At 70.7% G+C, this 23,516-nt stretch carries 19 protein-coding genes; 9 read left to right on the top strand and 10 right to left on the bottom strand.

Annotation, left to right across the window (positions count from 1 at the left end; all coding sequences use genetic code 11):
• Nucleotides 1-76 precede the first annotated feature (76 nt).
• The 3 genes from DK459_RS05940 to DK459_RS05930 are packed head-to-tail and all read right to left on the bottom strand — an operon-like array spanning nt 77 to nt 4,730.
• Nucleotides 77-3,001 (bottom strand): cytochrome c, encoded by a 2,925-nt coding sequence (locus tag DK459_RS05940; RefSeq protein WP_110134538.1) that lies wholly within the window; start codon nt 2,999-3,001, stop codon nt 77-79.
• A complete protein-coding gene (locus tag DK459_RS05935) occupies nt 2,998-3,528 on the bottom strand; it encodes a (2Fe-2S)-binding protein (protein WP_038503767.1) in 531 nt (176 codons plus the stop codon). The genes DK459_RS05940 and DK459_RS05935 overlap by 4 nt, the downstream gene beginning before the upstream one ends.
• A 44-nt stretch (nt 3,529-3,572) precedes the next feature.
• Complete coding sequence (locus tag DK459_RS05930) at nt 3,573-4,730, bottom strand: FAD-dependent monooxygenase (protein WP_006385094.1); 1,158 nt, start codon at nt 4,728-4,730, stop codon at nt 3,573-3,575.
• Nucleotides 4,731-5,044: 314 nt separating this feature from the next.
• Between DK459_RS05930 and DK459_RS05925 the strand changes: the two genes are divergently transcribed.
• Genes DK459_RS05925 through DK459_RS05910 form a run of 4 tightly spaced genes read left to right on the top strand, consistent with a single transcriptional unit; the run spans nt 5,045 to nt 9,988 of the window.
• Nucleotides 5,045-5,878 (top strand): alpha/beta fold hydrolase, encoded by an 834-nt coding sequence (locus DK459_RS05925; protein ID WP_038503770.1) that lies wholly within the window; start codon nt 5,045-5,047, stop codon nt 5,876-5,878.
• A gap of 35 nt (nt 5,879-5,913) precedes the next feature.
• Nucleotides 5,914-6,987 (top strand): hypothetical protein, encoded by a 1,074-nt coding sequence (locus DK459_RS05920; RefSeq protein ID WP_006385097.1) that lies wholly within the window; start codon nt 5,914-5,916, stop codon nt 6,985-6,987.
• Complete coding sequence (locus DK459_RS05915; RefSeq protein WP_006385098.1) at nt 6,984-7,637, top strand: isochorismatase family protein; 654 nt, start codon at nt 6,984-6,986, stop codon at nt 7,635-7,637. Before DK459_RS05920 ends, DK459_RS05915 begins: the two co-directional genes overlap by 4 nt.
• A 38-nt stretch (nt 7,638-7,675) precedes the next feature.
• Entirely contained in the window at nt 7,676-9,988 is a 2,313-nt protein-coding gene (locus DK459_RS05910) for a molybdopterin cofactor-binding domain-containing protein (protein WP_110134537.1), read from the top strand.
• Nucleotides 9,989-10,021: 33 nt separating this feature from the next.
• Here the strand turns inward: DK459_RS05910 and DK459_RS05905 are convergent, their stop codons facing one another.
• Nucleotides 10,022-11,308, bottom strand: a complete 1,287-nt coding sequence (locus tag DK459_RS05905) for a cystathionine gamma-synthase family protein (protein WP_024069149.1) — start codon at nt 11,306-11,308, stop codon at nt 10,022-10,024.
• A 179-nt stretch (nt 11,309-11,487) separates the two neighbouring features.
• On the opposite strand from DK459_RS05905, the gene DK459_RS05900 reads away from it, so the two are divergent.
• The 5 genes from DK459_RS05900 to DK459_RS05880 all read left to right on the top strand — a co-directional run bounded on the left by DK459_RS05900 (nt 11,488) and on the right by DK459_RS05880 (nt 16,614).
• On the top strand, nt 11,488-11,967 hold the full coding sequence (locus DK459_RS05900) for an Lrp/AsnC family transcriptional regulator (RefSeq protein ID WP_026385073.1): 480 nt from the start codon (nt 11,488-11,490) through the stop codon (nt 11,965-11,967).
• Between the two features lie 148 nt (nt 11,968-12,115).
• The gene (locus tag DK459_RS05895; protein WP_006384507.1) at nt 12,116-13,234 is read left to right on the top strand and encodes a porin; all 1,119 of its coding nucleotides are present in this window, start codon (nt 12,116-12,118) and stop codon (nt 13,232-13,234) included.
• Nucleotides 13,231-13,944 carry an ABC transporter ATP-binding protein gene (locus tag DK459_RS05890; protein ID WP_054438264.1) on the top strand — a complete coding sequence of 238 codons (714 nt, stop codon included), beginning with the start codon at nt 13,231-13,233 and terminating at the stop codon, nt 13,942-13,944. The genes DK459_RS05895 and DK459_RS05890 overlap by 4 nt, the downstream gene beginning before the upstream one ends.
• 43 nt (nt 13,945-13,987) lie before the next feature.
• A complete protein-coding gene (locus tag DK459_RS05885; RefSeq protein ID WP_199234253.1) occupies nt 13,988-14,917 on the top strand; it encodes an ABC transporter substrate-binding protein in 930 nt (309 codons plus the stop codon).
• Nucleotides 14,918-14,958: 41 nt separating this feature from the next.
• A complete protein-coding gene (locus tag DK459_RS05880; RefSeq protein WP_110134536.1) occupies nt 14,959-16,614 on the top strand; it encodes an iron ABC transporter permease in 1,656 nt (551 codons plus the stop codon).
• 42 nt (nt 16,615-16,656) lie between these two features.
• On the opposite strand, the gene DK459_RS05875 is transcribed toward DK459_RS05880, so the two are convergent.
• From DK459_RS05875 to DK459_RS05850, 6 genes are read right to left on the bottom strand one after another with little or no spacing between them, the layout of a single operon-like run.
• A complete protein-coding gene (locus DK459_RS05875) occupies nt 16,657-17,700 on the bottom strand; it encodes a PleD family two-component system response regulator (RefSeq protein WP_020928086.1) in 1,044 nt (347 codons plus the stop codon).
• A gap of 36 nt (nt 17,701-17,736) precedes the next feature.
• Nucleotides 17,737-18,753, bottom strand: coding sequence for a chemotaxis response regulator protein-glutamate methylesterase (locus DK459_RS05870; RefSeq protein ID WP_024069154.1), 1,017 nt, complete (start codon nt 18,751-18,753; stop codon nt 17,737-17,739).
• Nucleotides 18,750-21,011: a hybrid sensor histidine kinase/response regulator gene (locus tag DK459_RS05865; RefSeq protein ID WP_024069155.1), complete on the bottom strand. Its 2,262-nt coding sequence runs from the start codon at nt 21,009-21,011 to the stop codon at nt 18,750-18,752. The genes DK459_RS05870 and DK459_RS05865 overlap by 4 nt, the downstream gene beginning before the upstream one ends.
• Entirely contained in the window at nt 21,008-21,697 is a 690-nt protein-coding gene (locus DK459_RS05860) for a chemotaxis protein CheW (RefSeq protein ID WP_107315833.1), read from the bottom strand. The genes DK459_RS05865 and DK459_RS05860 overlap by 4 nt, the downstream gene beginning before the upstream one ends.
• On the bottom strand, nt 21,690-23,000 hold the full coding sequence (locus DK459_RS05855) for a CheR family methyltransferase (protein WP_110134535.1): 1,311 nt from the start codon (nt 22,998-23,000) through the stop codon (nt 21,690-21,692). Before DK459_RS05855 ends, DK459_RS05860 begins: the two co-directional genes overlap by 8 nt.
• A complete protein-coding gene (locus tag DK459_RS05850; protein WP_110134534.1) occupies nt 22,997-23,512 on the bottom strand; it encodes a chemotaxis protein CheW in 516 nt (171 codons plus the stop codon). Before DK459_RS05850 ends, DK459_RS05855 begins: the two co-directional genes overlap by 4 nt.
• Nucleotides 23,513-23,516 lie beyond the last annotated feature (4 nt).

The raw sequence follows: 23,516 nt of genomic DNA, 5'->3' as shown, positions 1-23,516 counted from the left end.
AAACCGATGCGCGCGATGTTGTGTCGCGAGGCGCGGCCGGACCCGCCATGGGCCGGTCCGCTGCCCCGTCTTCCCCTTACTGCTGCTGCGCGTGCTGGCGCAGCCTGCCTATGGTCGTCGTGTCAACTGGCCAAGCCTCTTCCTCCGGCGCGAATCGCGCGCGCAAATAGTCGATCAAATCGCCGATCTGCCTGTCGTCCAGGCTGTTACCGAACGACGGCATGTAGCCCAGGGCATCGTCGGCCGGGGCCTGGATGCCGTGGAGGATCACCTGGATCAGGTTGTCCGGCGATGCGGCGTGCAGATTGGTGTTCTGGCCCAGCAGGGGCTTGACCCCGAACAGGGTCGGCCCGCTGCCGGCTTCATGGCAGACGGCGCAGGCGTTCTGGTAGATGCGTTCGCCGCTGGCGCGGCGCAGCGTGATGGCCTCGCTGACGGCCGCGGGCGCGGGGACCGCGGTGTTGGTGGCGGCGGCGGTAGCGGTCGTGGCCGCCGGGGCGGACACGACGCTGGCCGACGTGGCGGCGCTTGCCGTGGCCGTGGCAGTAGCCGTCGCGCGCGCCGCCGACGGCGTCCGCCCCGGCACCGCCATCAGGTAGGTGACGATGGCCTTCAGGTCGCTGGCCGGCAGTTCGGCCAGCCCATGGATCACGGGCGCCATGGGGCCCGCGGCCACGCCATGGCGCGGCGAATAGCCGGTGCGCAGGTACTGGAACAGTTCCTCGCCCGACCAAGCCCGCTCGCCCGTGGCGAGCTGGTTCAGCGCCGGCGCGTTCCAGCCCTCGGCCTGGCCGCCGGCCAGGTAGGCCAGGCCGCCCTTCTCCGCGCCCAGCGCGTTGCGCGGCGAATGGCAGGCGGCGCAATGGCCCACGCCTTCCACCAGATACGCGCCGCGATTCCATTCGGCGTCCTGCGAGGGATCCGGCGTGAATGGCTTGGGATCATGGAACAGCAGATTCCAACCGGCCAGCAGCGGCCGCAGGTTGAACGGAAAACCGAGCTCGGTGCGCGGCGGCGTGGCGGCGACCGCCGGCTGCGACATGAGGTAGCCATACAAGGCCTGCATGTCCGCGTCGCTGAGCTTGGCATAGGCGGTGTACGGAAAAGCGGGATACAGCTGGCGGCCATCCTGGTGCACGCCCTGGCGCATGGCGCGTTCGAAGGCCGCGAAGGACCAGCGGCCGATGCCGGTCCGCGGATCGGGCGTGATGTTGGTGGAATAGATCGTGCCGAACGGCGTCTCCAGGGCCAGGCCGCCGGCGTTGCGGGCGCCGCCCGGCGCCGTGTGGCAGGCGACGCAATCGCCGGCCGCGGCCACCAGCCGGCCGCGCTCGATTGCCTGGGCCGAATACAAGGACGGGTCGGGACCGGCGGTCAGCGGCAGCGCCGGCTTGAGCGGCCACAGCGCGGTGGCCAGCGTGGCCACGCTGGCCGCGCCCGCCGCCAGCCAGCCCCAGCCTCGGCGCAGCGCGCCGCGCCGCGCCGCGCGCCGGTCCGCCAGGGCCAGGCGCAATTGGCCGGCATCGAACGGCGCCTGCCGCAGCCGCACCCCGGTGGCGTCCGCGATGGCGTTGGCGATGGCGGCGGCGGCCGGCAGCGTCGCCACGCCGTCCAGGTCGAGGCAGCCGGCGCGCACCACGTCGGGCGGCGTCGGCGCCGCCATGGCCAGCGCATCCGTCGCCCCGTTCGCGGCCGCCGGCGTGGCGGCGCGCCAATCGTCGAACGCCGCCGGCGCGCCGATCAGGCGGCGGGCCTCGGCCAGCCGTTCGGGTTGCTGGCGGGTGATGGCCAGGCGTGTCGTCGCGCCCTGCGCCGGCCGCAGGTCCTGGCTGTCATGGCCGGCGACTACCCGCGTCACCTCGATCGCGCCGGTGGCGGGCTGGATCGCCACCTCGGCAACCCAGGCGCTCCAGACCATGCGTTCCGAACCATCCTCGGCCTCGCAACGCACCTGGGCCGTGGCAAAGCCGCTGCCGCGCAGCAGGCCGTCGCGCGGCGCGGCGGCGTCATCCATGGCCGCCTGCTCGACCACCTGGCGCGCCAGCTCGCGGCCGCGCGCGTCGGCCAGGTGCCGCAGGCGCCAGTCAACCGGATCCTCGCCGGCGGCCAGTGCGCGTTCATGCCACAGGCTTTCGCCGGCGAAGACCTGGGCCGCGTTCAACTCGTCGACGCTGGCGTGCAGCAAGGCATGCGACGACGCTTGCGCCCGTACCGGGCCATCGCCCAGCACCGTGGCATGGCCACTGGCCGGCGCCGGCCCGGACCGCGCCAGCAGGCGCGCCAGGCTGGGCCGCATGGCCCAGGGCTGCGGCGAGCACAGGACCGGCCCCGCCGCCAGGTCCGCTGCGCGCAGGGCCAGCGTGGCCGGCAGCGGCGGGCGGCTGGCCACGCACACCGGCCGCGCCACCGCCTCGGACAGCAGCGCCGCTTCGGCGGCGGCATCCAGCAGATCGAGCGCATGCGCCGCGTGCGCGGCCGGGGCCGCGCCCTGCGGCCATGCCGCCACGGTCACCGCGCACTCGGGCCAGTCGAACAAGGCCGCCAGCTCGCGCCGTGCCAGGGCATGCAGCGCGGCCGCGTCCGGTGGCAGCCACAGCGTCAGGCGGCCTTCCAGGCACCAGGCCGCGACCCGCGCGCTGGCCGCAGCCGCGGCCGGCCGCCAGAGATATTCAGGTTCATCCGCCGGCGCCGTGCCGGCGCTTTCGGCCAGGCCTTCCTGCGCCGGCCGGCCCCCGCCACGCCACGCGGGCGCGAGACTGGCCAGGGCCTGCCGCGCGTGCAGCGGCGTCACCGCCACCACACCGGCGAAGTTTTCCCGCCGCACCACCGCCACCACGCCCGCCTGCGCCCGCGCCTCGTCCAGGCGCACGCTGTCGAGCGCGCTGCCGCGATAACGGCTGCCGTCCCAGGCGGCTTCGGGCGGGCGCAGCGCCAGCCCGTGCAACAGCTCGGAGGGCGGCGCGACGGCGAGCGGCGCGGCCTCGGGCAGCCACGCGCTCATGCGCCGGCCCCTTCCGGCCCGCATGGCCGCGCCGCTGCGCGCAATTGCACCGCGCGCAGCGCCGCCTGCATGATTTCAACGTGCGTGCCGCAGCGGCACAGGTTGTGATGCAGCTCGCTGCGCACGGCCTGCTCCGAGGGCGCGGGGTCGCGGCGCAGCAACGCCTCGACGGTCATGATCATGCCGTTCAGGCAATAGCCGCACTGGGCCGCCTGGCATTCGATGAAAGCGCGCTGGGTCGGGCCGGGCCGCTCGCGCGTGCCCAACCCTTCCAGCGTGGTGACTTCGCGTCCCTGCGCCGCCCGCACCGGGATCACACAGGAACGCGCCGCCACGCCGTCGATCAGCACGGTGCAGGCGCCGCACTCGCCCAGGCCGCAACCGTATTTCGGACCGTTCAGCGCCAGGTCGTTGCGCAGCACCAGCAACAGCGGGGTCGCCGGCGCCACCGCCACCCGCGCGGCGGCGCCGTTGACCTTCAGGTCGATCGGATCGGCGGCGGGCGCGGTGGCGGCGGTATGTTCCATGGTGTGCGTGGCGAAAGTCCGGTGAATGAAGCGCGGCGGGCGCGTCAGGCCGCCGCCTTGGCCTTCGGTTCGACCAGCGGCTCGCTGAACACGTCGTAACCGAAGCACCAGGTCGGATCCTCGTTGGTCCGCAGCCAGGTGTTGTCATGCGAAATGCGCTGCACCTTGCTGGCGCGCTCGGCGCGGTTGGCTTCGTACAGCGCGAAAGCCAGTTCGTGATTATGCGCCCCCACTTCCTTGAAGCAACGCACCAGCATCGCGCCGTCCTCGATGGCCATGGCCGCGCCCTGCGCCATGTGCGGTTTCATCGGGTGGCAGGCATCGCCGAGCAGCACCAGGCGGCCGCGGCTCCACAGCGGCAGCGGGTCGCGCTCCAGCAAGGACCACTTGGTGACCTCGACGGTGGCGTCGATCAGCGCCTGCACCGTCGGATGCCAGCCCTGGAACGCCTCGCGCATCTCGTCCTTGCTGCTGGGCAGCCAGCGGTCGTTCAGGTCCCATTGCTCGACCGGCACGCCGGTCACGTAGTAGAGCTCGTCGGCCTTGCTGGTGACGAAGTACGTCATCATGTGGCGGTCGTCGGTCCACCACTTCACGCAGGCGTCGAACGGCAGCATGCCGGCCTTGACTTCGGGCGTGGGGAACACCGCGCGGTGGGCCAGATAGCCGGCGTACTTGGGAGGCTCGGGCCCCAGCAGTTCCTCGCGGATGCAGGAATTGACGCCGTCGGCGCCGATCACGATGTCGGCATGCTCGACGCTGCCGTCGGCAAAGCGCATCTCGACGTCGTTGCCGCGGTCGGTGACGCCGACCAGGTGCTTGGAATAGGCCATCACCCGCTCGGGCAGCGCCTCGATCAGCAGGGCGTGGAAGTCGCCGCGGTGCACCGTCAGGTACGACGCGCCGTAGGTTTTGACGGCATAGTCGCCCAACGGAATCCGCGCGAGCACGTCGCCGGTCAGGCCGTGGCGGCTGTACCAGTAGTCGGGGTGCGACCCTTGGGCGTTGAGCGCGTCCTCGATGCCGATGCGGCGCAGGATCTTCATGACGTTGGGGCCGACGTGGATACCGGCGCCCAGCCGCGAAAAACTCGGCGCCTGTTCGTACACGCGCACGTCGAAGCCTTCCTGCAGCAGGAGCGAGGCGGTGGCGGCGCCACCGAGGCCGGCGCCGATCACGGCGATGCGGGGGGATTTAGACAAGAGGCTCTCCTACTTTTCTATGCATACACTCTATTTTTTCCAGATGGAAAACCGCACCATCGTGGATCCGAAATTGTTCGCCTGCGTCCAAAACAGTGCATTTTTATGCACATATAGGTAAAAACCACTATGAACATCGGCTTTGCGATTCACCTCGCTGTTTGCAAGAATAGAGCGTCTACACTGTTTTTTTAATTTATCGAAAACCCTAAGATGGATCCGCGCTTCACGTCATCACGCTCGATCCGCGCCCTGCGCGGCGCAAGCGATGACCGCCGGATCCCGTCCTGGCATCGACCCACCCGGAGCACGGCATGAGCCAACCATCCAGCACCTTCCTGTACGGCGCCAACGTCCACGCCAACGGCATCCGCCAGCACTACCTGCGCTACGGCGGCGCGGACGGCGCGCGCGCCGAACGCGACGCGCTCATCCTGATCCCCGGCATCACCAGCCCGGCCGTGACCTGGGGCTTTGTGGCCGAGCGCCTGGGCCAGCGCTACGACACCTATGTGCTGGACGTGCGCGGCCGCGGCCTGTCCAGCGCCGACCCCGGGCTGGACTACGGCCTGGACGCGCAGGCCGCCGACGTGCTGGCGCTGGCGCAGGCGCTGGGCCTGCAGCGCTATGCGCTGATGGGCCATTCCATGGGCGGCCGCATCGCGGTGCGCGCGGCCCGCGGCCAGCCGGCCGGCCTGACGCGGCTGGTCATCGTCGACCCGCCCGTCTCCGGCCCGGGCCGCCGCCCCTACCCCGCCAAGCTGGCCTGGTACGTCGACTCGATCCGCCAGGCCACGCACGGCATGGATGCCGAGGCCATGCGCGCCTTCTGCCCCACCTGGACCGAGGAACAGCGGCGCCTGCGCGCGCAATGGCTGCACACCTGCCACGAACCCGCCATCGTGCGCAGCTTCGAGGACTTCGGCCGCGACGACATCCATGCCGACCTGCCGCATGTGCGCGTGCCGCAGTTGCTGATGACCGCCGAGAACGGCGGCGTGGTCGGCGACGAGGACGTGGCCGAATGGCAGGGCCTGGCGCCCGACACCCTGCACCGGCGCGTGCCCGCCGCCGGCCACATGATTCCATGGGACAACGAGGCCGGTTTCCACGAGGCGCTGGGCGACTTCCTCGAACCGCGCGGCTGAATCCCCTTTTTCCCCTTACCGGACAGGAGTCCGCCATGCCCGTCAGCGACATCGACCTGATCCGCGCCTGGAAACAGGTGCTCACGCTTTCCCGCCTCGAAGCCGGCCAGACCGTGACCGTGCTCACCGGCGCCGACACCCATCCGCAGACGCTGCGCTGCGCCATCGCCGCCGCCGGCGACATGGGCGCGCGGGTCAACCGCCTCGACCTGCCGCCGGTCAACGGCGAAAAATCCCTCAGCCGCGACTCGCTGGCCTACCTGGGCACCACGCCGCTGACCGGCAACCCCGCCGCCATCGCCGCGCTCAAGGCCAGCGACCTGGTGCTGGACCTGATGACGCTGCTGTTCTCGCCCGAGCAGCACGAGATCCTGCAGGGCGGCACCAAGATCCTGCTGGCGGTCGAGCCGCCCGAGATTCTCTGCCGCCTGGTGCCGACCGAGGCCGACCGCGCCCGCGTGCGCGCGGCCGCCGCGCAAATCGCCGAGGCGCGCCAGATGCGCATCACCTCCCGGGCCGGCACCGACCTGCAATGCCGCCTGGGCAGCTTCCCGGCGATTTCCGAATACGGTTTCGTCGACGAGCCAGGGCGCTGGGACCACTGGCCCAGCGGCTTCGTGCTGACCTGGCCCGACGAGGGCCACAGCAACGGCCAGGTGGTGCTGGACCGCGGCGACATCCTGCTGCCGATGAAGGACTACGTCACCGACCCGATCACCCTCACCGTGGAACGCGGCTACGTCACCCGCATCCAGGGCGGCCTGCAGGCCGAGGTGCTGCGCGACTACATGGCGTCGTACGAAGACCCGGAAGCGTACGCCGTCTCGCACATCGGCTGGGGCCTGCAGCCGCGCGCCCACTGGTCGATGCTGGGCCATTACGGCAAGGAGACCCACATCGGCATGGACGCCCGCGCCTTCGAGGGCAACTTCCTCTGGTCCATGGGACCGAACAACGAGGCCGGCGGTCAACGCACCACCGCCTGCCATATCGACATCCCGATGCGCCGCTGCACGGTGATGCTGGACGAACGCGCCGTCGTCATCGACGGCGTGGTGCAGGACGAACCCGGGCTGGCCTACGCCGCCCGCCGCAAGGAGCTGGCATGACCCACACCGTTCCCGCCGGGGATATCTCGGCCTACGCCCGCCAGGGCTTCGGCACGCCGCTGCCGTTGAAGGCGCCGTTCGGCCTGCTGATCATCGACTTCGTCAACGGCTTTGCCGACCCCGCCGTGTTCGGCGGCGGCAACATCCCGCCGGCCATCGAGCGCACCCGGACGTTGCTGGCGCATGCGCGCGAACAAGGGTGGCCGGTGGCCCACAGCCGCATCGTGTTCTCCGACGACGATGCCGACAGCAACATCTTCTGCCTCAAGGTGCCGGGCATGCTGACCCTGAAGGAAGACAGCCACAACAGCGCCATCGTGCCGCAGCTGGCCCCCGCGCCCGGCGAATACGTGGTGCGCAAGAGCACGCCGTCGGCGTTCTACGGCACCATGCTGGCGCCGTGGCTGGCGCAACGCGGCGTGCAGACGCTGGTGGTGGCCGGCTGCGTCACCAGCGGCTGCGTGCGCGCCAGCGTGGTCGACGCCATGCAGGCTGGCTTGCGGCCACTGGTGGTGTCCGACTGTTGCGGCGACCGCGCGCTGGGGCCGCACGAGGCCAACCTGTTCGACATGGCGCAGAAGTACGCCGCCGTCATGCCGCTGGAGCAGGCGCTGGCCGACATCGCCGCGCTGCCCGGCGCGGCGCGATAGCGGCATAATCAGCCAATCCGCCCGGATCGCCTTCGCCCATGAACCTGCCCCATCCCCGCGCGCAGCACGACGCGCTGCTGAGCCACCCCGGCGCGCTCCTGGTCGTGCGCGCGCCGACCGCCCCGCCGCGCCCGGCGCCCGGGCAGCCGGGCGTGGTCTCGGATTACGTCCAGGACACGCCCGAGATCTTCGTGGCGGTGCTGGCAGATGATGCCGCGCCTGATGGCTGGCGCGCGCTGGCCTTCAACGGCCACGTCGACCTGGGCACCGGCATCCGCACCGCGCTGGCGCAGATCGTGGCCGAGGAATTGCATGTGCCGATGGCGCGGCTCGAAATGGTGCTGGGCCACACCAACGCCACCCCCAACCAGGGCCCCACCATCGCCAGCGCCAGCATCCAGATTTCGGCCGCGCCCTTGCGCCGCGCCGCGGCCCAGGCGCGCGAGCAGCTGCTGGCGCGGGCCGCGCGGCAATGGGGCGTGGCGGCGGACACGCTGCGCTTGCGCGACGGCATCGTGCGCCCCGCCGATGAGCGCGACGAACGCGCCCTGCGCTACGGTCAACTGGTCCAGGGCCAGCACACCCGGCTGGAACTGGCCGCCGATGATTCCCAGGTGCGGCTCAAGCCGGCGGGCGACTACACCCTGGTCGGCAGCGCCGTCGCGCGCGTCGACATTCCCGCCAAGGCCACCGGCGAACTGAGCTTCGTGCACGACGTGCGCGTGCCCGGCATGCGCCACGGCCGCGTGGTGCGCCCGCCGCATCCCGGCCGCGATGCCGGCGACTTCATCGGCCGCTGCCTGCTCGATGTCGACACCGGTTCGGTCGCGCACCTGCCCGGGCGCGTCCAGGTCGTGGTGCAAGGCGATTTCATCGGCGTGGTGGCGGACCGCGAGGAGCAGGCCGAAGCCGCCATGCGCGCGCTCAAGGTCCGCTGGAAGCCGGTGCCGCCGGCGCCGGCGCTCGACGACCTGGCCAGCGCCATCCGCGCCAACCCGGCGCGCCGCCGCCTGCTGCTGGAGGAAGGCGACGTCGACGCCGCCTGTGCCGGCGCAGCGGTGCACCTGCGCCGCACCTACGTCTGGCCCTACCAGATGCACGCGTCGATCGGGCCTTCGTGCGCGGTGGCGGATCATCGCGATGGCCGCCTCACGGTCTGGGCCGGCACCCAGAATCCGCACATGCTGCGCGCAGACCTGGACCGCCTGCTCAAGCTGGGCGAGGACCGCATCGACATCATCCGCATGGAAGCCGCCGGCTGTTATGGCCGCAACTGCGCCGACGACGTCTGCGCCGACGCCGCGCTGCTGTCGGCCGCCGTCGGCGCGCCGGTGCGGGTGCAACTGATGCGCGACCAGGAACACCAGTGGGAGCCCAAGGGCACGGGCCAGCTGATGGACGTGGGCGCGGCGCTGGACACCGAGGGCAGGCTGCTGGCCTACGACTTCCAGGTGCGCTATCCGTCCAACGACGCGCCGCTGCTGGCGCTGCTGCTGACCGGCGGCGTGTCCGGCGAGCCGCGCGTGCTGGAAATGGGCGACCGCACCTCGGTGCCGCCGTATCGCTATCCCAGCCGCCGCATCGTCTGCCACGACACCGCGCCGCTGGTGCGCGCCTCGTGGCTGCGCGGGGTCTCGGCCCTGCCCAGCTCGTTCGCGCACGACTGCATGGTCGATGAACTGGCCGAGGCGGCCGGCGCCGACCCGGTTGCGTTCCGGCTCGCGCACCTGGACGATGCGCGCGCCACCGCGCTGCTGGAGGCGACCGCGGCGCGCGCTGGCTGGCACGAGCGGCCGCCCGGCAGCCGCGGCACGCCGGGCGCCGACGGTATCCTGCGCGGACGCGGCGTGGCCTACGCGCGCTATGTGCACAGCAAGTTCCCGGGCTTTGGCGCCGCCTGGGCGGCGTGGGTCATCGACCTGGGCGTGGACCCGGCCAGCGGGCGCATCGCCATCACGCGGGTGGTGGTCGGCCAGGACACCGGCATGGTCGTCAACCCCGACGGCGTGCGCCACCAGATCCACGGCAACGTCAACCAGACCCTCAGCCGCTGCCTGCTGGAACGCGTGCGGTTCGATGCGGCCGGCGTGGCCAGCCGCGAATGGGGCGGCTATCCCATCGTCGGTTTCAAGGACCTGCCGCCCATCGACGTGCTGCTGATGCCGCGCCAGGACGAAGCGCCCATGGGCGCCGGCGAATCCGCGTCGATTCCCGGGCCGGCGGCCATCGCCAATGCGCTGTTCGACGCCACCGGACGCCGCTTCCACCAGGCGCCCTTCACGCCGGAAGCGGTGCGCGCCGCCCTCGCGGACCGCGCTGCCGCGGCCTGCGCAACACCGTCCGCGGCGTAGCGCAGGCCGCCAAACCGGCATTGCGCCCGTCGCTCAGAGCACGCTGCGCATGGCCTGGTCCATGTCGGCGATCAGGTCTTCCTCGTGCTCCAGGCCGATGGAAATGCGGATCAGGCCTTCGGACACGCCGGCCGCGTCGCGTTCGGCCGCCGGCACGCCGGAATGCGTGGTCGAGGCCGGGTGGCAGACCAGCGATTCGGTGCCACCCAGGCTCACCGCCGACTTGAACAGGCGCAGCGCGTTGATGAAGCGGAACGCCTTGGCGCGGCCGCCGTCCAGCACGAATGCGAAGGTCGAGCCCGGCCCCGTGCACTGGCGCTTGTAGACCGCCTGGTAGGCCTCGTCGGCAATGGTCTCGGGATGGTAGATGCGCACTTTCTCGTGCGGATTGCCCGCCAGCCATTGCGCCACGCGGGTGGCGCTGCGGGCGGCCTGCTTCATGCGCAGCACCACGGTCTCCATCGAGCGCGTGATCATCCAGCACGAGTGCGGATCGAGCTGCGAGCCGAAGGCGCTGCGGATGGCGCGCACCTTCTTGATCAGGTCTTTCGAGCCGGTGACCGCGCCGGCCACCAGGTCGCTGTGGCCGCCCACGTATTTGGTCAGCGAATACACGCACAGGTCCACGCCATGCTCGGCCGGCTTCTGGAAGATCGGGCCCAGCAGCGTGTTGTCGCACACCGAGATCGGGCGGTAGCCGTGGCGCGCGGCAAACGCGTCCAGCTCGGCCTTCATGGCCTGGAAGTCGATCAGCGCATTGGTGGGATTGGCCGGCGTTTCCACGTAGAACAGCTTCACCGGCCCCTTGGCGGCGGCCGCTTCCAGCGCATCGCGCATGCTCTGCGCCGACAGGCCGTCGTGGATCGGGTGCGAGCCGATGCCCCATTCCGGGAAGATCTTGGCGATCAGGGTCTCGGTGCCGCCGTACAGCGGCACCGACTGCACCAGCTGGTCGCCCGGGCGCAGGAACGCCAGGAACACCGCGCTGATGGCCGACATGCCGCTGGAGGTCACCGCCGCGTCCTCCGAGCCATCCAGCAGCGACAGGCGATCCTCGACGATCTCCAGGTTGGGATGGTTGAAGCGGCTGTACACCAGCCCGGCCGACTCGCCCTGCGGCAGCGGCTTGCGGCCCGACACCAGGTCGAAGAACTCGGCGCCGTCCTCGGCCGAGCGGAAGGCGAAGGTGGACGTGAGGAATACCGGCGGCTTGACCGCGCCTTCGGACAGGAAGGGATCGAAGCCGTACGACATCATCTGCGTCTCGGCGTGCAGCGGACGGCCGGAAATGTCTTTCTTGTGATAGCTGGAGTAACTCATGGCGTGCCTCTCAATGGGGGAAGTGCGGCCTACCTGACGGCGATATCACGGATTCGGACACGATAGCGCCGCCGGCCGGGGGATGCAGCGAGTATGGGCGCGTCCGGCCACAATATTCTTTCCATTTCTACTCTTTGGATCGGATAATGGGAAATATCGTTTCCCATACCTTCGAAACCATGAAAGAGACTGCCTTGTTACATCAACTTGACGCGATCGATTGGAAAATCATGAAAATCCTTCAAGAAGATGGCCGGCTCTCCAACGCCGAACTGGCCGAGCGCGTGTCGCTGTCGGCCTCGCCCTGCTGGAAGCGCCTCAAGCGCCTGGAGACCTCGGGCGTCATCCGCGGCTACCAGGCCATCCTGGACCGCCGCGCGCTCGGCATGGGGGTGGTGGCGTTCGTCAGCATCTCGCTGGAAAACCACACCGAAAAAACCTGCCGCGCGTTCGAGGCGGCGGTGGCCGCCATGCCCGAAGTGCTGGCCTGCCACAACACCACGGGCCAGCACGACTACCTGCTGCACATCGTGGCGCGCGACTTCGACGCCTATTCCGAATTCGTGCGCAACCGGCTGCGCACCCTGCCCGGCGTCAAGGAACTGCTCAGCACGCTGTCGATGCACGAAGTGAAGTCGTCGACCAAGTTGCATCTTTGAACCCGCAATGACCGGCGCCCGGGCCGTTCCAGCGCGGCCCGGCGGCCGGCCCGCGCCTGCCCGCCAAATGCCAGGGAGTGTCACGAAGCTGTAGCGACCCGTGCCTAGAGTGTCGATTCCGATTGAATCCCAAAGAGGACTTCCTGTCATGAAATCGACTCTCCGCATCGCGGCGGCTGGCGCCTGCCTGTCCGTCTTCAGCTTCTCCCCCGCCCTCGCGGCGACGGCCACTTCCAGCTCGGTCCAGCTCTACGGCCTGGTCGACACCGGCCTGCAATACCTCAGCAACGGACCCAGCGGCAACAGCAAGACGGGCATGAGCACGGGCAACCTGAGCGGCTCGCGCTGGGGCCTGCGCGGCACCGAAGACCTGGGCGACGGCCTGTCGACCGTGTTCGTGCTGGAAAACGGCTTCGACTCCGGCAACGGCACCACCATGCAGGGCGGCCGCCTGTTCGGCCGCCAGGCCTACGTCGGGCTGTCGAGCAAGAGCCTGGGCCGCCTGACGCTGGGCCGCCACAACACGCTCATGATCGACTGGATGAGCAAGTACAACCCGTTCGACAACGCCAATTTCTCGATCAAGCGCCCCGACGCGGCCTTCTCGGACCGCACCGACAACGCGGTGATGTACGTCGGCAAGTTCGGCCCCGTGTCCGTCGGCGGCTACTACAGCTTCGGCTGGAACAACGAGCAGTCGTTCGACGACAAGACGCTGGGCCGCATGCTCGGCGGCGGCGTGCGCTATCAGTCGGGCGGCCTGGACGCCGGCCTGCTGTACCACTCCAAGCATGCCGACAAGCCGGCCAAGGGCGCCAACAGCGACAACCGCGAAGACCGCATCGTCGCCGGGCTGTCGTATGACTTCGAGGGCGTGAAGGTCTACGCCGGCTACCGCTGGCTGGAACAGAAGCTGACGCAGCGCACCTACAAGAACAACCTGACCTGGCTGGGCGTGACCTACCTGCCGGTGCAGAACAACCGCCTGTCGTTGGCCGTGTACCACCTGAACGACTCGGTCTGCGACGACATGAACAATGCCGTCTGCCCGGCCGCGCAGGCCGCCGGCACCGGCCAGAAGTCCACCATGTTCGTCCTGGGCAACGAATACGACCTGTCCAAGCGCACCACCGTCTACGCCGTCGCGGCCTACGCGGTCAACGACGACAAGTCGGCGCAGAGCGTGGTCGGCGGCAAGTACGGCGCCAACGTCGAGCCGGGCAAGAACCAGTTCGGCCTGAACCTCGGCCTGCGGCACCGGTTTTGAACGCGCTCGGACCCTCCGCGGGCGGCACGGCGATCGCCGTGCGCGGCCTGCGCCACGCCTTCAACGGCCACACCGTGCTGGACGGCGTCGACCTGGACGTGCCCGCGGGCGCCGTCCTGGCGCTGCTGGGCCCGTCGGGCTGCGGCAAGAGCACCCTGCTCAAGTCGCTGGCCGGACTGCTGCGGCCGCAGGCCGGCAGCATCGCCTTCGGCGATGCCGTCGTCTGCGACGCGCAGCGCCACGAACCGCCCGAACGCCGCGACCTCGGCATGGTGTTCCAGGACTACGCGCTGTGGCCGCACATGAGCGTGGCCGGCAACGTCGCCTTTCCGCTGGAAATGCGCGGCGTCGCCCGGCGCGAGCGGCCGGCGCGGGTGCGGGAAGCCCTGGCCCTGGTCGGCCTGGACGAGCACGCCGCGCGCCGCCCGTCGGAACTATCGGGCGGCCAGCAGCAGCGCGTCGCGCTGGCCCGCGCCATCGTGGCGCGGCCGCGCGTGCTGCTGTTCGACGAGCCGCTGTCCAACCTGGACCGGGCCCTGCGCGAATCGCTCTGCGTCGAGATCGGCGCCCTGCTGCGCCGGCTCGGCACCACCGCCGTCTACGTCACCCACGACCACGAGGAAGCCCATGCCCTGGCGCACACCATCGCCCGCATGGAACACGGCCGCATCGCCGACCTCGCCGTGTCCAAACCCCAGGACTCTGCCTAAAATGCCCCACGCACCCGTTTCCAAACTACTTGCCACGTTCTTTATGACGCTTTCGTTCGGATTGGCCGCCGGCCAGGCCAAGGCGCTGACCGTTTACACCGCGGGCCCAGGCGGGCTCATCAAGCAACTGGCCGCCGGCTTCCAGGAGAAGACCGGCATCAAGGTCGACGTGTTCCAGGCCACCACCGGCAAGGTCATGGCCCGGCTTGAGGCCGAGTCCGCCAACCCGCGCGCCGACGTGCTGATCTCGGCCTCCTGGGACACCGCGCAGGACCTGGACCAGCGCGGCTGGCTGCTGGCCTATGAAAGCCCCAACGCGGCCCAGGTGCCGGCCCGCTTCAAGGCCCCGACCTACGTGGCGCAGGGCATCTCGGCGCTGGGCATCGTCTGGAATTCGCGCAGCGGCACGCCCGAACCGCGCGACTGGTCCGACCTGACCGGCCCGCAGTTCAAGCAGAAGGTCACCACCCCCGACCCGGCCCTGTCGGGCGCCTCGCTCGACCTGCTGCTGGGCCTGCAAAGCGCCCAGGGCGAATCGGCCTGGAAGCTGTTCGAGACGCTGCGCGACAACGGCATGACCATCTCCGGCCCCAACGCCCAGGCGCTGACGCCGGTGCTGCAGGGCGCCAAGGCGGCGGTGTTCGGCGCCGTCGACTACGTGTCGTACGCCAGCGTCGAGAAAGGCGAATCGATCAAGGTGATCTTTCCGTCCAGCGGCACCGCCATCGCGCCGCGCCCGATGATGATCCTGAAGACCACCAAGGCGCCCGACCAGGCGCGCCAGTTCATCGACTATGTGCTGTCCGAGGACGGCCAGCGCGCCGTCGCCGACGCCTGGCTGATGCCGGCGCGCCAGGACGTGGCCGGCAAGCGGCCGCTGTTCAAGGACCTGGCGCTGCTGCCCGAGACCGCGCCCGGCGCCTCGCGCGCCGAGGTGCTGGCGCGTTTCGCGCGCCTGTTCGGCCAACACTGACAGGCCAGGATGCCGGCGCGTCCGGCATCCCCACTCCGACCATGAAAAGTGCTTTCATCCTGGCGGCCATCACCGTGGCCGCCCTGGGCGTGCTCGTCGCCCTGCCGATGGCCTTCGTCGCGTTGCAGGCCGTCTTCCCGCATCTGGCCGAAGGTTCGCTGCGCGATCCCTTCGGCGCCTGGGCCGCCACGCTGGCCACGCCGGCCGCGCTGACACTGCTGGGCGGCACGCTCAAGCTGGGGCTGGGCGTGGCCGCCGTCAGCGCGCTCATCGGCATTCCGCTGGGCGCCCTGCGCGGCCTGTTCCAGGTGCCGCTGGCGCGGCTGTGGGACCTGTTGTTCCTGGTGCCGTTCCTGCTGCCGCCCTACATCGCGGCGCTGTCGTGGACCATGGCGCTGCAGCCGCGCGGCTACCTGGAACAACTGGCCGGCTTCAACCTTGGGCCGCTGCTGTTCTCGCCCGCTGGCGTGACGCTGGCGATGGGCCTGGCGATCTTCCCGGTGGTGTACTTCGCCGTCTCGCGCAGCATGGCGGCCAGCGGCGCGCGGCTGGCCGAGGTGGCGCGAGTGTTCGGCGCCGGCCCCTGGCGCGCCTTCCTGCGCGTGACCCTGCCGCTGGCCCTGCCGGCCATCGGCGCCAGCCTGCTGCTGGCCTTCACGCTGGCGATCGAGGAATACGGCGTGCCCGCCGCGCTGGGCGCGCAGGCCGGCGTGGCCGTCATGACCACCGCCATCGAGCGGCGCCTGGCGGACTGGCCCATCGACCTGCCGGGCGCCGCGCTGCTGTCGCTGGTGCTGGTGGCGCTGGCGCTGACGGCCTACGCGGTGCAGCGCGCGCTGGTCGCCGGACGCGGCTTCGAGACCACCACCGGCAAGCCCGCGCCGCTGGCGCGCGGCCGGCTCGGCGCCTGGCGCTGGCCGGTGCTGGGCCTGTTCGCGGCGGTGGCGCTGATTGCGGTGGCGGCGCCGCTGGCATCGATGCTGGCCGCGGCCCTGACGCGCCACGTCTCGGCCGGCCTGGCGCCGGACAACCTGACACTGGCCAATTTCACCGCGCTGTTCCGGGCCCGCGGCGAGGCCTGGCAGGCGCTGTCGACCAGCCTGCTGCTGGCCACCGGCACCGCGCTGGCGGCGGGCGCCGTGGGCCTGCTGGCGGCCTGGTGCGTAGCCGGCCGCCACGTGCCGGGCGCGGCCGTCATCGACGCGCTGGCGCTGCTGCCAGCGGCGCTGCCCGGCGTGGTGGTGGGGGTCGGCCTGATCCTGGCCTGGAACCAGCCGTTCTGGCCGGCTTCGCCGTACGGCGGCTGGGGCATCCTGCTGCTGTCCTACACCTGCCTGCTGCTGCCGTATCCGGTGCGCTACGTCAGCGCCGCGCTGGCGCAGCTGGGCGCGAACCTGGAAGCCGCGGCGCGGGTGCATGGCGCCAGCGCGGCAACGGCGCTGCGCCGCATCGTGCTGCCGCTGGTGCTGCCGGGCCTGGCGGCGGCCATGCTGATGGTGTTCGCCGTGGCCTCGCGCGAACTGGTCACGTCGTTGCTGCTGGCGCCCGCCGGCGTGCAGACGGTGTCGGTGTTCGTGTGGCGCCAGTTCGAGCAGGGCTCGGTGGGCGAAGGCATGGCGATGGCCGCGGTGGCGGTCGGCGTCAGCCTGGCGCTGATGCTGGCGGCGACGTCGCTGCGGCGCGGCGCGCGCGCCTGAGCGATCGCGCGGGTCCGGCGGCCGGCGCCCGCCGGCCTCGCATCAGACCGGATCCGGCGTGTCCCCGGCCGACGGCAGCGGCCCCTGCACCACGCGGTTGCGGCCCTGGCGCTTGGCCTGGTAAAGACCGCGATCGGCGATCTGGATCAGATCCGTGCAGGGCTGGTCGACCACGGGCACGGCGGTGGCGGTGCCGATACTGACCGTCAGCCAGGGGCCGCCGCCGTTGTCCTTCTGCGGAATCTGCATGGCCTCGACCGCGCGCCGCAGTTTCTCGGCGGCCAGGCGCGCGCTGCCCGCCGGCGTGCCCGGCAGCACCAGCGCGAATTCCTCGCCGCCAAAGCGCGCGGCCAGGTCGGTGGAACGGTCGCAGCTGGCGAAGATGGTGTTGGCCACGCGCTTGAGCGCCTCGTCGCCGGCGATATGGCCGTAGGTATCGTTGTAGGACTTGAAATGGTCCACGTCGATCATCAGCATGCTGATTTCGCGGCCGTCGCGGCGCGCGCGCAGCCATTCGGCGTTGAGGTATTCGTCGAAATAGCGGCGATTGCCCAGCCCGGTCAGGCCATCGGAATTGGTCAGGCGGCGCAGTTCCATATTGCTTTCCAGCAATTGCTGCTGGCTCTGGCGCAGCGCCTGGTAGGCCTCGTCGCGCTGCACCAGCGCCAGGTACGAGCGCGAATGGTAGCGGATGCGCGCCACCAGCTCGATCGAATCGGGCAGCTTCACCAGGTAGTCGTTGGCGCCGGCCGCGAAGGCGGCGCTCTTGATGGCGGGGTCTTCCTTGGTCGACAGGACGATGATGGGAATATCGCGCGTGACCGGATGGCTGCGGTATTCCTGCACCAGGCTCAGGCCGTCCACCCCGGGCAGCACCAGGTCCTGCAGGATCACGGTGGGCCGGGTCTGCACCGCCACCGTCAGCGCCTTGTACGGATCGGAGCAGTAATGGAAGTCGATATTGCCCTCCGTGGCCAGGGCCCTGCGGATCGCCTCGCCGACCATGACCTGATCATCGACCAGCAGCACCATGGCCGCGTGCGAGTTCAGGTCGGCCGAAGCCGGGCTGTCAATGGGAGGGTGCATAGTGTCTTTCCTTGATTGCTAGCAATGTCCGCCGCCTCAGGCAAAAGCCTGGATCAAGCGGGGTGCGATCCTGTCCAGCGGCCGGATTTCGACCGCGGCCTGTATCGCGGCGGCCGCCTTGGGCATGCCATAGACCGCGCTGGTGGCCTGGTCCTGGGCGATGGTCAGGCAGCCGCGGTCGCGCAGCGCCTTCAGGCCACGGGCGCCGTCCTGTCCCATGCCGGTCAGCAGCACGCCGACGGCCAGCCCGCGCCAGTGCTGCGCGACGCTATGGAAAAATACATCGATGGAGGGACGGTACAGGCTTTCCTTCGGATTCTCGGTGTAACGCAGCGTACCATCGGCCACCAGGTGCAGATGGTCGTCGGTGCCGGCCAGCAGCACCTGCCCTGGCGTCGGCCGCTCGCCTTCGCGCACCAGCCGCACGGGCAATTCGACCTGATCGTTGAGCCAGTCGGCCATGCCGGCGGCGAACGAGGCGTCCACATGCTGCACCAGCACGATGCCGGCCGGGAACGTGACCGGAATATCGCGTAACAACTGTGCCAGGGTCGCCGGACCGCCGGCGGAGGCGCCGATCACCAGCAGGCCCTGCGACGGCCCCGCTTGCGCCGCGTCGCGGACCACCGGCGTGAGCGCGGTGCGGTTATTGCCATAGCGTCCGATCAGCCAGCCGATATTGCGGATCTTGCGCAGCAGCGGCGCGGCCGCGCTGCGCAGGTCGGCGCCGCCCACCACCGGCGTGTCGGCGGCGTCCAGCGCGCCGTAGCCCATGGCGTCGAACACGCGCGCGGTATGGCGTGCCACGTCCACCGTGACCACCACGATGGCGCAAGGCGTTTCGGCCATGATGCGGCGGGTGGCCTCGACGCCGTCCATGACGGGCATGACGAGGTCCATCAGCACCACGTCGGGCCGGTCCTGCGCGCATTGCTGCACCGCCTCCAGGCCGTTGGACGCGACCCAGGCGACCTCCAGCCCTGGTTCCAGCGCGATCACGCGCCTGAGGGTTTCCACCGCCATCTGCATATCGTTGACGATTCCGACTCTCACGTCCGCGCCTTTCCGATCAGGTCTTCCACGGCGTCCAGCAAGGCGTCGTCGTGGAAACTGCCCTTGGCCAGGTAATAGTCGGCGCCCGCGTCCAGCCCGCGCCGCCGATCCTCTTCTCGATCCTTGTAGGACACTACCATTACCGGCAGGCTTTGCAACTTGGGATCGGCCTTGATGCGCGACACCAGTTCGATGCCGTCCATGCGCGGCATGTCCACGTCGGTCACCACCAGGTCGAAGGCCTCGTTGCGCAGCATGTTCCAGCCGTCCATGCCGTCCACCGCCACCGCCACATCGAAACCGCGGTTCAGCAGCAACTTGCGTTCCAGCTCGCGCACCGTCAGGGAATCGTCCACCACCAGCACGCGCTTGCGCCGGCGCGCCTGCGCCACCGGACCGCCGCCATCCACCCGCGCCAGGCGGCCGCCCTCGACCAGCTTCTGCACCGACAGCAGCATATCCTCGACATCCAGGATCAGCAGCGGCGTGCCATCGTCCATCAGCGAGCCGGCCATCACGTCCTGCACCTTGCCCAGGCGAGGATCCAGCGGCTGCACCACCAGGGTGCGCTCGCCGACGTAGCGGTCGACGGCGATGCCGTAGAGCCTGTCGTGGTCGCCGACGACCACCACCGGCAGGGTTTCAGCGGCCGGCGCCGGCGCGCCGGAGCGCAGGATCTGGCGCGCCGACACCAGGCCGATCTGGCGGTCCATGAAGCGGAAATGCTGGTGCCCTTCGAGCTGCTCGATGTCCTGCGCCCGCACCTGCAGCGCGTGGCTGACGTAGGCCAGCGGAAATGCGTAGATCTCGCCCTGCACTTCGACCAGCAGGCTGCGCACCACCGACAGCGACAGCGGCATCTCCAGCACGAAGCGCGTGCCCTGGCCGGTCTGCTGGTGGATGCGCACGGCGCCGCGCAGTTGCCGCACCATGGTCTGCACCACGTCCAGCCCGACGCCGCGGCCCGAGATCTCGGTGACCTCGCCGCGCGTGCTGAAGCCGGACAGGAACAGGAATTCCAGCAGCTCGGCCTCGCTCAGGCGGGCCGCGGTCTCGGCATTGGTCAGCTTGCGCTGCACCACTTCGACCCGCAGGCGATCGAGCGAAATGCCGGCGCCGTCATCGCTCAGTTCAATCAGCAGCATGCCGGCCGCGTGACGCGCCGACAGCCGTATCAGCCCTTCGGCCGGCTTGCCGGCCTCCAGGCGATCCATCGGCATCTCGATACCGTGGTCGACCGCGTTGCGCAGCAGGTGCATCAACGGGGCGTCGAGTTTGTCCAGGATGTCGCGGTCGACCTGGGTCGAATCGCCCTCGACCTCCAGCCGCACCTGCTTGCCCAGCGAGCGTCCCAGGTCGCGCACCATGCGCGCCATGCCGCCCAGGCCGTCGCCGAACGGCCGCATGCGGCAGGCCAGCGCGGTGTCGTACAGGCGCTGCGCCAGGTGGCCCATGCGCCAGCCGAACTCATCGACCTCGCTGGCGCGCTGCGCCAGTTCCCGCTGGCAGGCCTCGACGATGCGCTGGGCGTCATCCAGCGCCGCCTGGCTGCGGGCGTCGATGTGCACGCCGGCCAGCGAGGCGCGCAGGCTGTCCAGCGCCTGGCCGGCGCCGGACTGCAGCCGCCGCAGCCGCAACATGGAGGCGCTGAACGGCGCGATCCAATGCGATTCGACCAGGGTTTCGCTGGACAGGCCGAGCAGTTTGTTGAGCGTATCGGCGGTGACCCGCAGCACCCGCTCACCCTCGCCCAGCGTCTGGTCCGAACTGCGGCGCGCCGGCGGCGGCGCGGGCGGCGGATCATCGGGCTGGTGGATGGGCGGCAGGAAATCCGAAGGCTTGGGCGGCCGCTCGACCACCGGCGCGGCCGGCGGCGCATTGGGCGCATTCGACAGGCGCGTCACCAGCGTGTCGATCTCTTCGCCCAGTTCGACGCCCGGGGTGGCAACCCGCTGCAGCAGGTCCGCGCCCAGCAGCAGCGCATCGATGTCGGCGGCCTGCAGGCGCAGCCGGCCTTCCTGCGCGGCCACCAGGCAGTCCTCCATGGCGTGCGCGATGCGCACCGCCGGGTACAGGTCGACGATACGCGCCGCGCCCTTGAGCGAATGCGCCGCGCGCATGCAGGCTTCCAGCTGCGGCGCCGAGGTCGGGTCGTGCTCGAGCGCCAGCAGGCCGTTGTTCAGCACCTGCACCTGATTGCGGGTTTCCAGCTGGAACAGCTCCAGCAGCGAGGCATCGCGCATCTGGTCCGGGTTCACGCCAGGCTCCGTTCCAAGGCTTGCATCAACAGGGTCTCGTCCAGCACGCCGACGCTGCGGGCGCCACAGCGAACCACGCCGCGCGAGTACTTCAGGCTGGCGCCTTCGATGGTCGCCGGCAAGGCTTCGAGCGCCTCCAGGTCCACGCCATGAATACCCTCCACCTCGTCGACCGGCAACACCACGGCGCGGCCCGCGCCGCCGAAAATCAGCATGCGCGCCGCGGCCGGCCGCTCGCGGCCGCTCTCGGCCGCCGTCCCCTCCAGGCCCAGCAACCGGCCGAGCGAGACACAGACCGTCAGCGTGCCGCGCATGTTGGTAACCCCCAGCACCGCCGGGTCACGCCGGTGCGGCAGGGTCAGGATCGGGCGCGTGCCCGCCACTTCGTCCAGCGCCTTGGTTGGCAGGCCCAGCCATTCCCCCTGCAGGCGGAACACCAGCAGCGATGACAGCCGCCCCCGGCCGGCCTGGGCCGCGCCGGCGCCGTCGTCCGCGCCTTCGGCCTGCGGCGGCAGGCGGTCGAGGATGCGCTTGGCGGCGTCGGCGTACACCGGGCAGTTGCGGCAATGCACGTAGCCGACCAGGCGCTCGCAGCGCTTGTCGCCGCGGATGCCGATGCGGTTCCAGCAGTCGTCCACCTCCGCCAGCCTGGCCAGCGAATCCAGCGAATCCGGGAAATCACTCACGGCGGGCCTCCTGGCGCGCGGCGCGCGCCTGCAAGCGGCGGGCGCCTTCATGGTCGCCTTCGGCCGCGATCAGCGCCGCCAGGTGCAGCAACGCTTCCCGGTGCGCGGGGTCCAGGTACAGCGCCTTGCGGTAGGCAGCCTGGGCCGCGCGCGTGTCGCCGTCGGCGTCCTGCAGCAGGCCCAGCAGGTACAAAGCCTCGGCGCTGGCGCCGTGCCGTTCGAGATGGGCGCGGCATTGCGCCAGGGCGTCCCGCACCCGCCCCTGGTCGGCCAGGGCGGCGATCTCGCGCAGGGCTGCCGCGGTGTCCTGGCCCGCTTGCGCGGTCGTTCCGTGCGGCGCCAGGGATGCCGCATGCGGCCGCGCCGGGGCGGCTGGCGTGTAGGGCTGTGGACGCGCGGCCGGCGTCCAGGGCTGGGCTGCGCGCGGCGCCACGACGGGCGGCGGCGTGGCACGCCCGCTCGCCGCGCCCGCCGTCCGGGCCGGCGCGGCCTCGGTCGGCGGCACGGGCTCGGCGCGGAAGGCGAACGCCCGCGCCAGCGGCACGGCCGGCAGGCGCCGGCCGGTCATCAGGCTGGTCTCGGCCGGCCCCACGAACAGGATGCCGTCGTGGCGGGCAAAACGCCTGAGCACCGTCACCGCGCGCTCCTGCGTGGGCGCGTCGAAATAGATCAACAGATTGCGGCAGAACACGAAATCGTACGGCGCCGCGTTCGGCAGCAGGGCCGGGTCGAACAGGTTGCCGGCCAGCAAGCGCACGCGCGCCGTGACATGCTCCGTCAGTTGATGGCCATCGGCGGTTTCGGTGAAATAGCGGTCACGGTACGACAGCGATTCGCCGCGGAATGAATTGCGGCCGTAGCAGGCGCGCCGGGCAAACGCCACCATGCGTTCGCTGATGTCCACAGCGTCCACCTGGAAGCGCTCCGCCGGCACGCCCGCGTCCAGCAACGCCATGGCGATGGAGTACGGTTCTTCGCCGCTGGAACAGGGAACGCTCAGCACGCGCAACTGGCGCGCCTCGGCGCCCGGCGCGAAGAGGCGCTCGCGCGCCAGCGCCGCCATCGCCTCCTGGGATTCCGGATACCGGAAGAACCATGTCTCCGGCACGATCACCGCTTCGATCAGCTGCTGCATTTCGGCCGGCGAAGTCTGCAGGCGCATCAGGTAGTCGTGCTCGTCGTCGCTACCCACCGACTGCATCCGATGACGCACCGCGCGCTCGACCGCGGCCGCGCCGATGGAACCGCTGTCCAGCCCCATCTTGCGCTTGAGCACCGCGCTGAAGTCGTCCACCAGCATCATGGCTGCGCTCCCCCGGCCGGGAACAGCATCGCCCGCACCGGCTCCGGCAACAGGTCGACGACCCGCAGCGCCTGCACCATGCCATGGCCGTCGCTCAGCACCGGGCCCAGGTAACGGGCCTGCGGCATATCCAGGCCCACCGGCCGGAAGGCGGCGGGGTCATAGTGGACCGTTTCCGTGGCGCGCTCCAGGATCAGCCCCAGCAGGCGCGCGTCGCGCTCGCCGGCGGGCCGATAGCGCACCAGCGCCAGCCGCGTGCTGGTCACCTTGGCCGCCGCGCCCGCTCCGGCCAGCGCGCTCAGATCGATGGCCGGCACCGCCGCGCCGTGGCAATCGAACATGCCCGCCATCCAGGCCGGCGTGCCCGGCACCTGCTTGAACGGGCGCATGCCCAGCACCTCGACCACGTCGGCCGCGTCCAGCGCATAGCGGTCGGCGCCGATGCGAAACAGCAGGTACAGCCGGCGGCCGGCGCCGGCCCCCGCGGACGGGATCGGGGCGAGGTCGGGCATGGAA

Origin of the sequence: Achromobacter sp. RW408 (assembly GCF_003184165.1) — a bacterium.
Lineage (GTDB): Bacteria > Pseudomonadota > Gammaproteobacteria > Burkholderiales > Burkholderiaceae_B > Achromobacter > Achromobacter xylosoxidans.
This window is presented reverse-complemented; position numbering and strand designations above follow the sequence as displayed.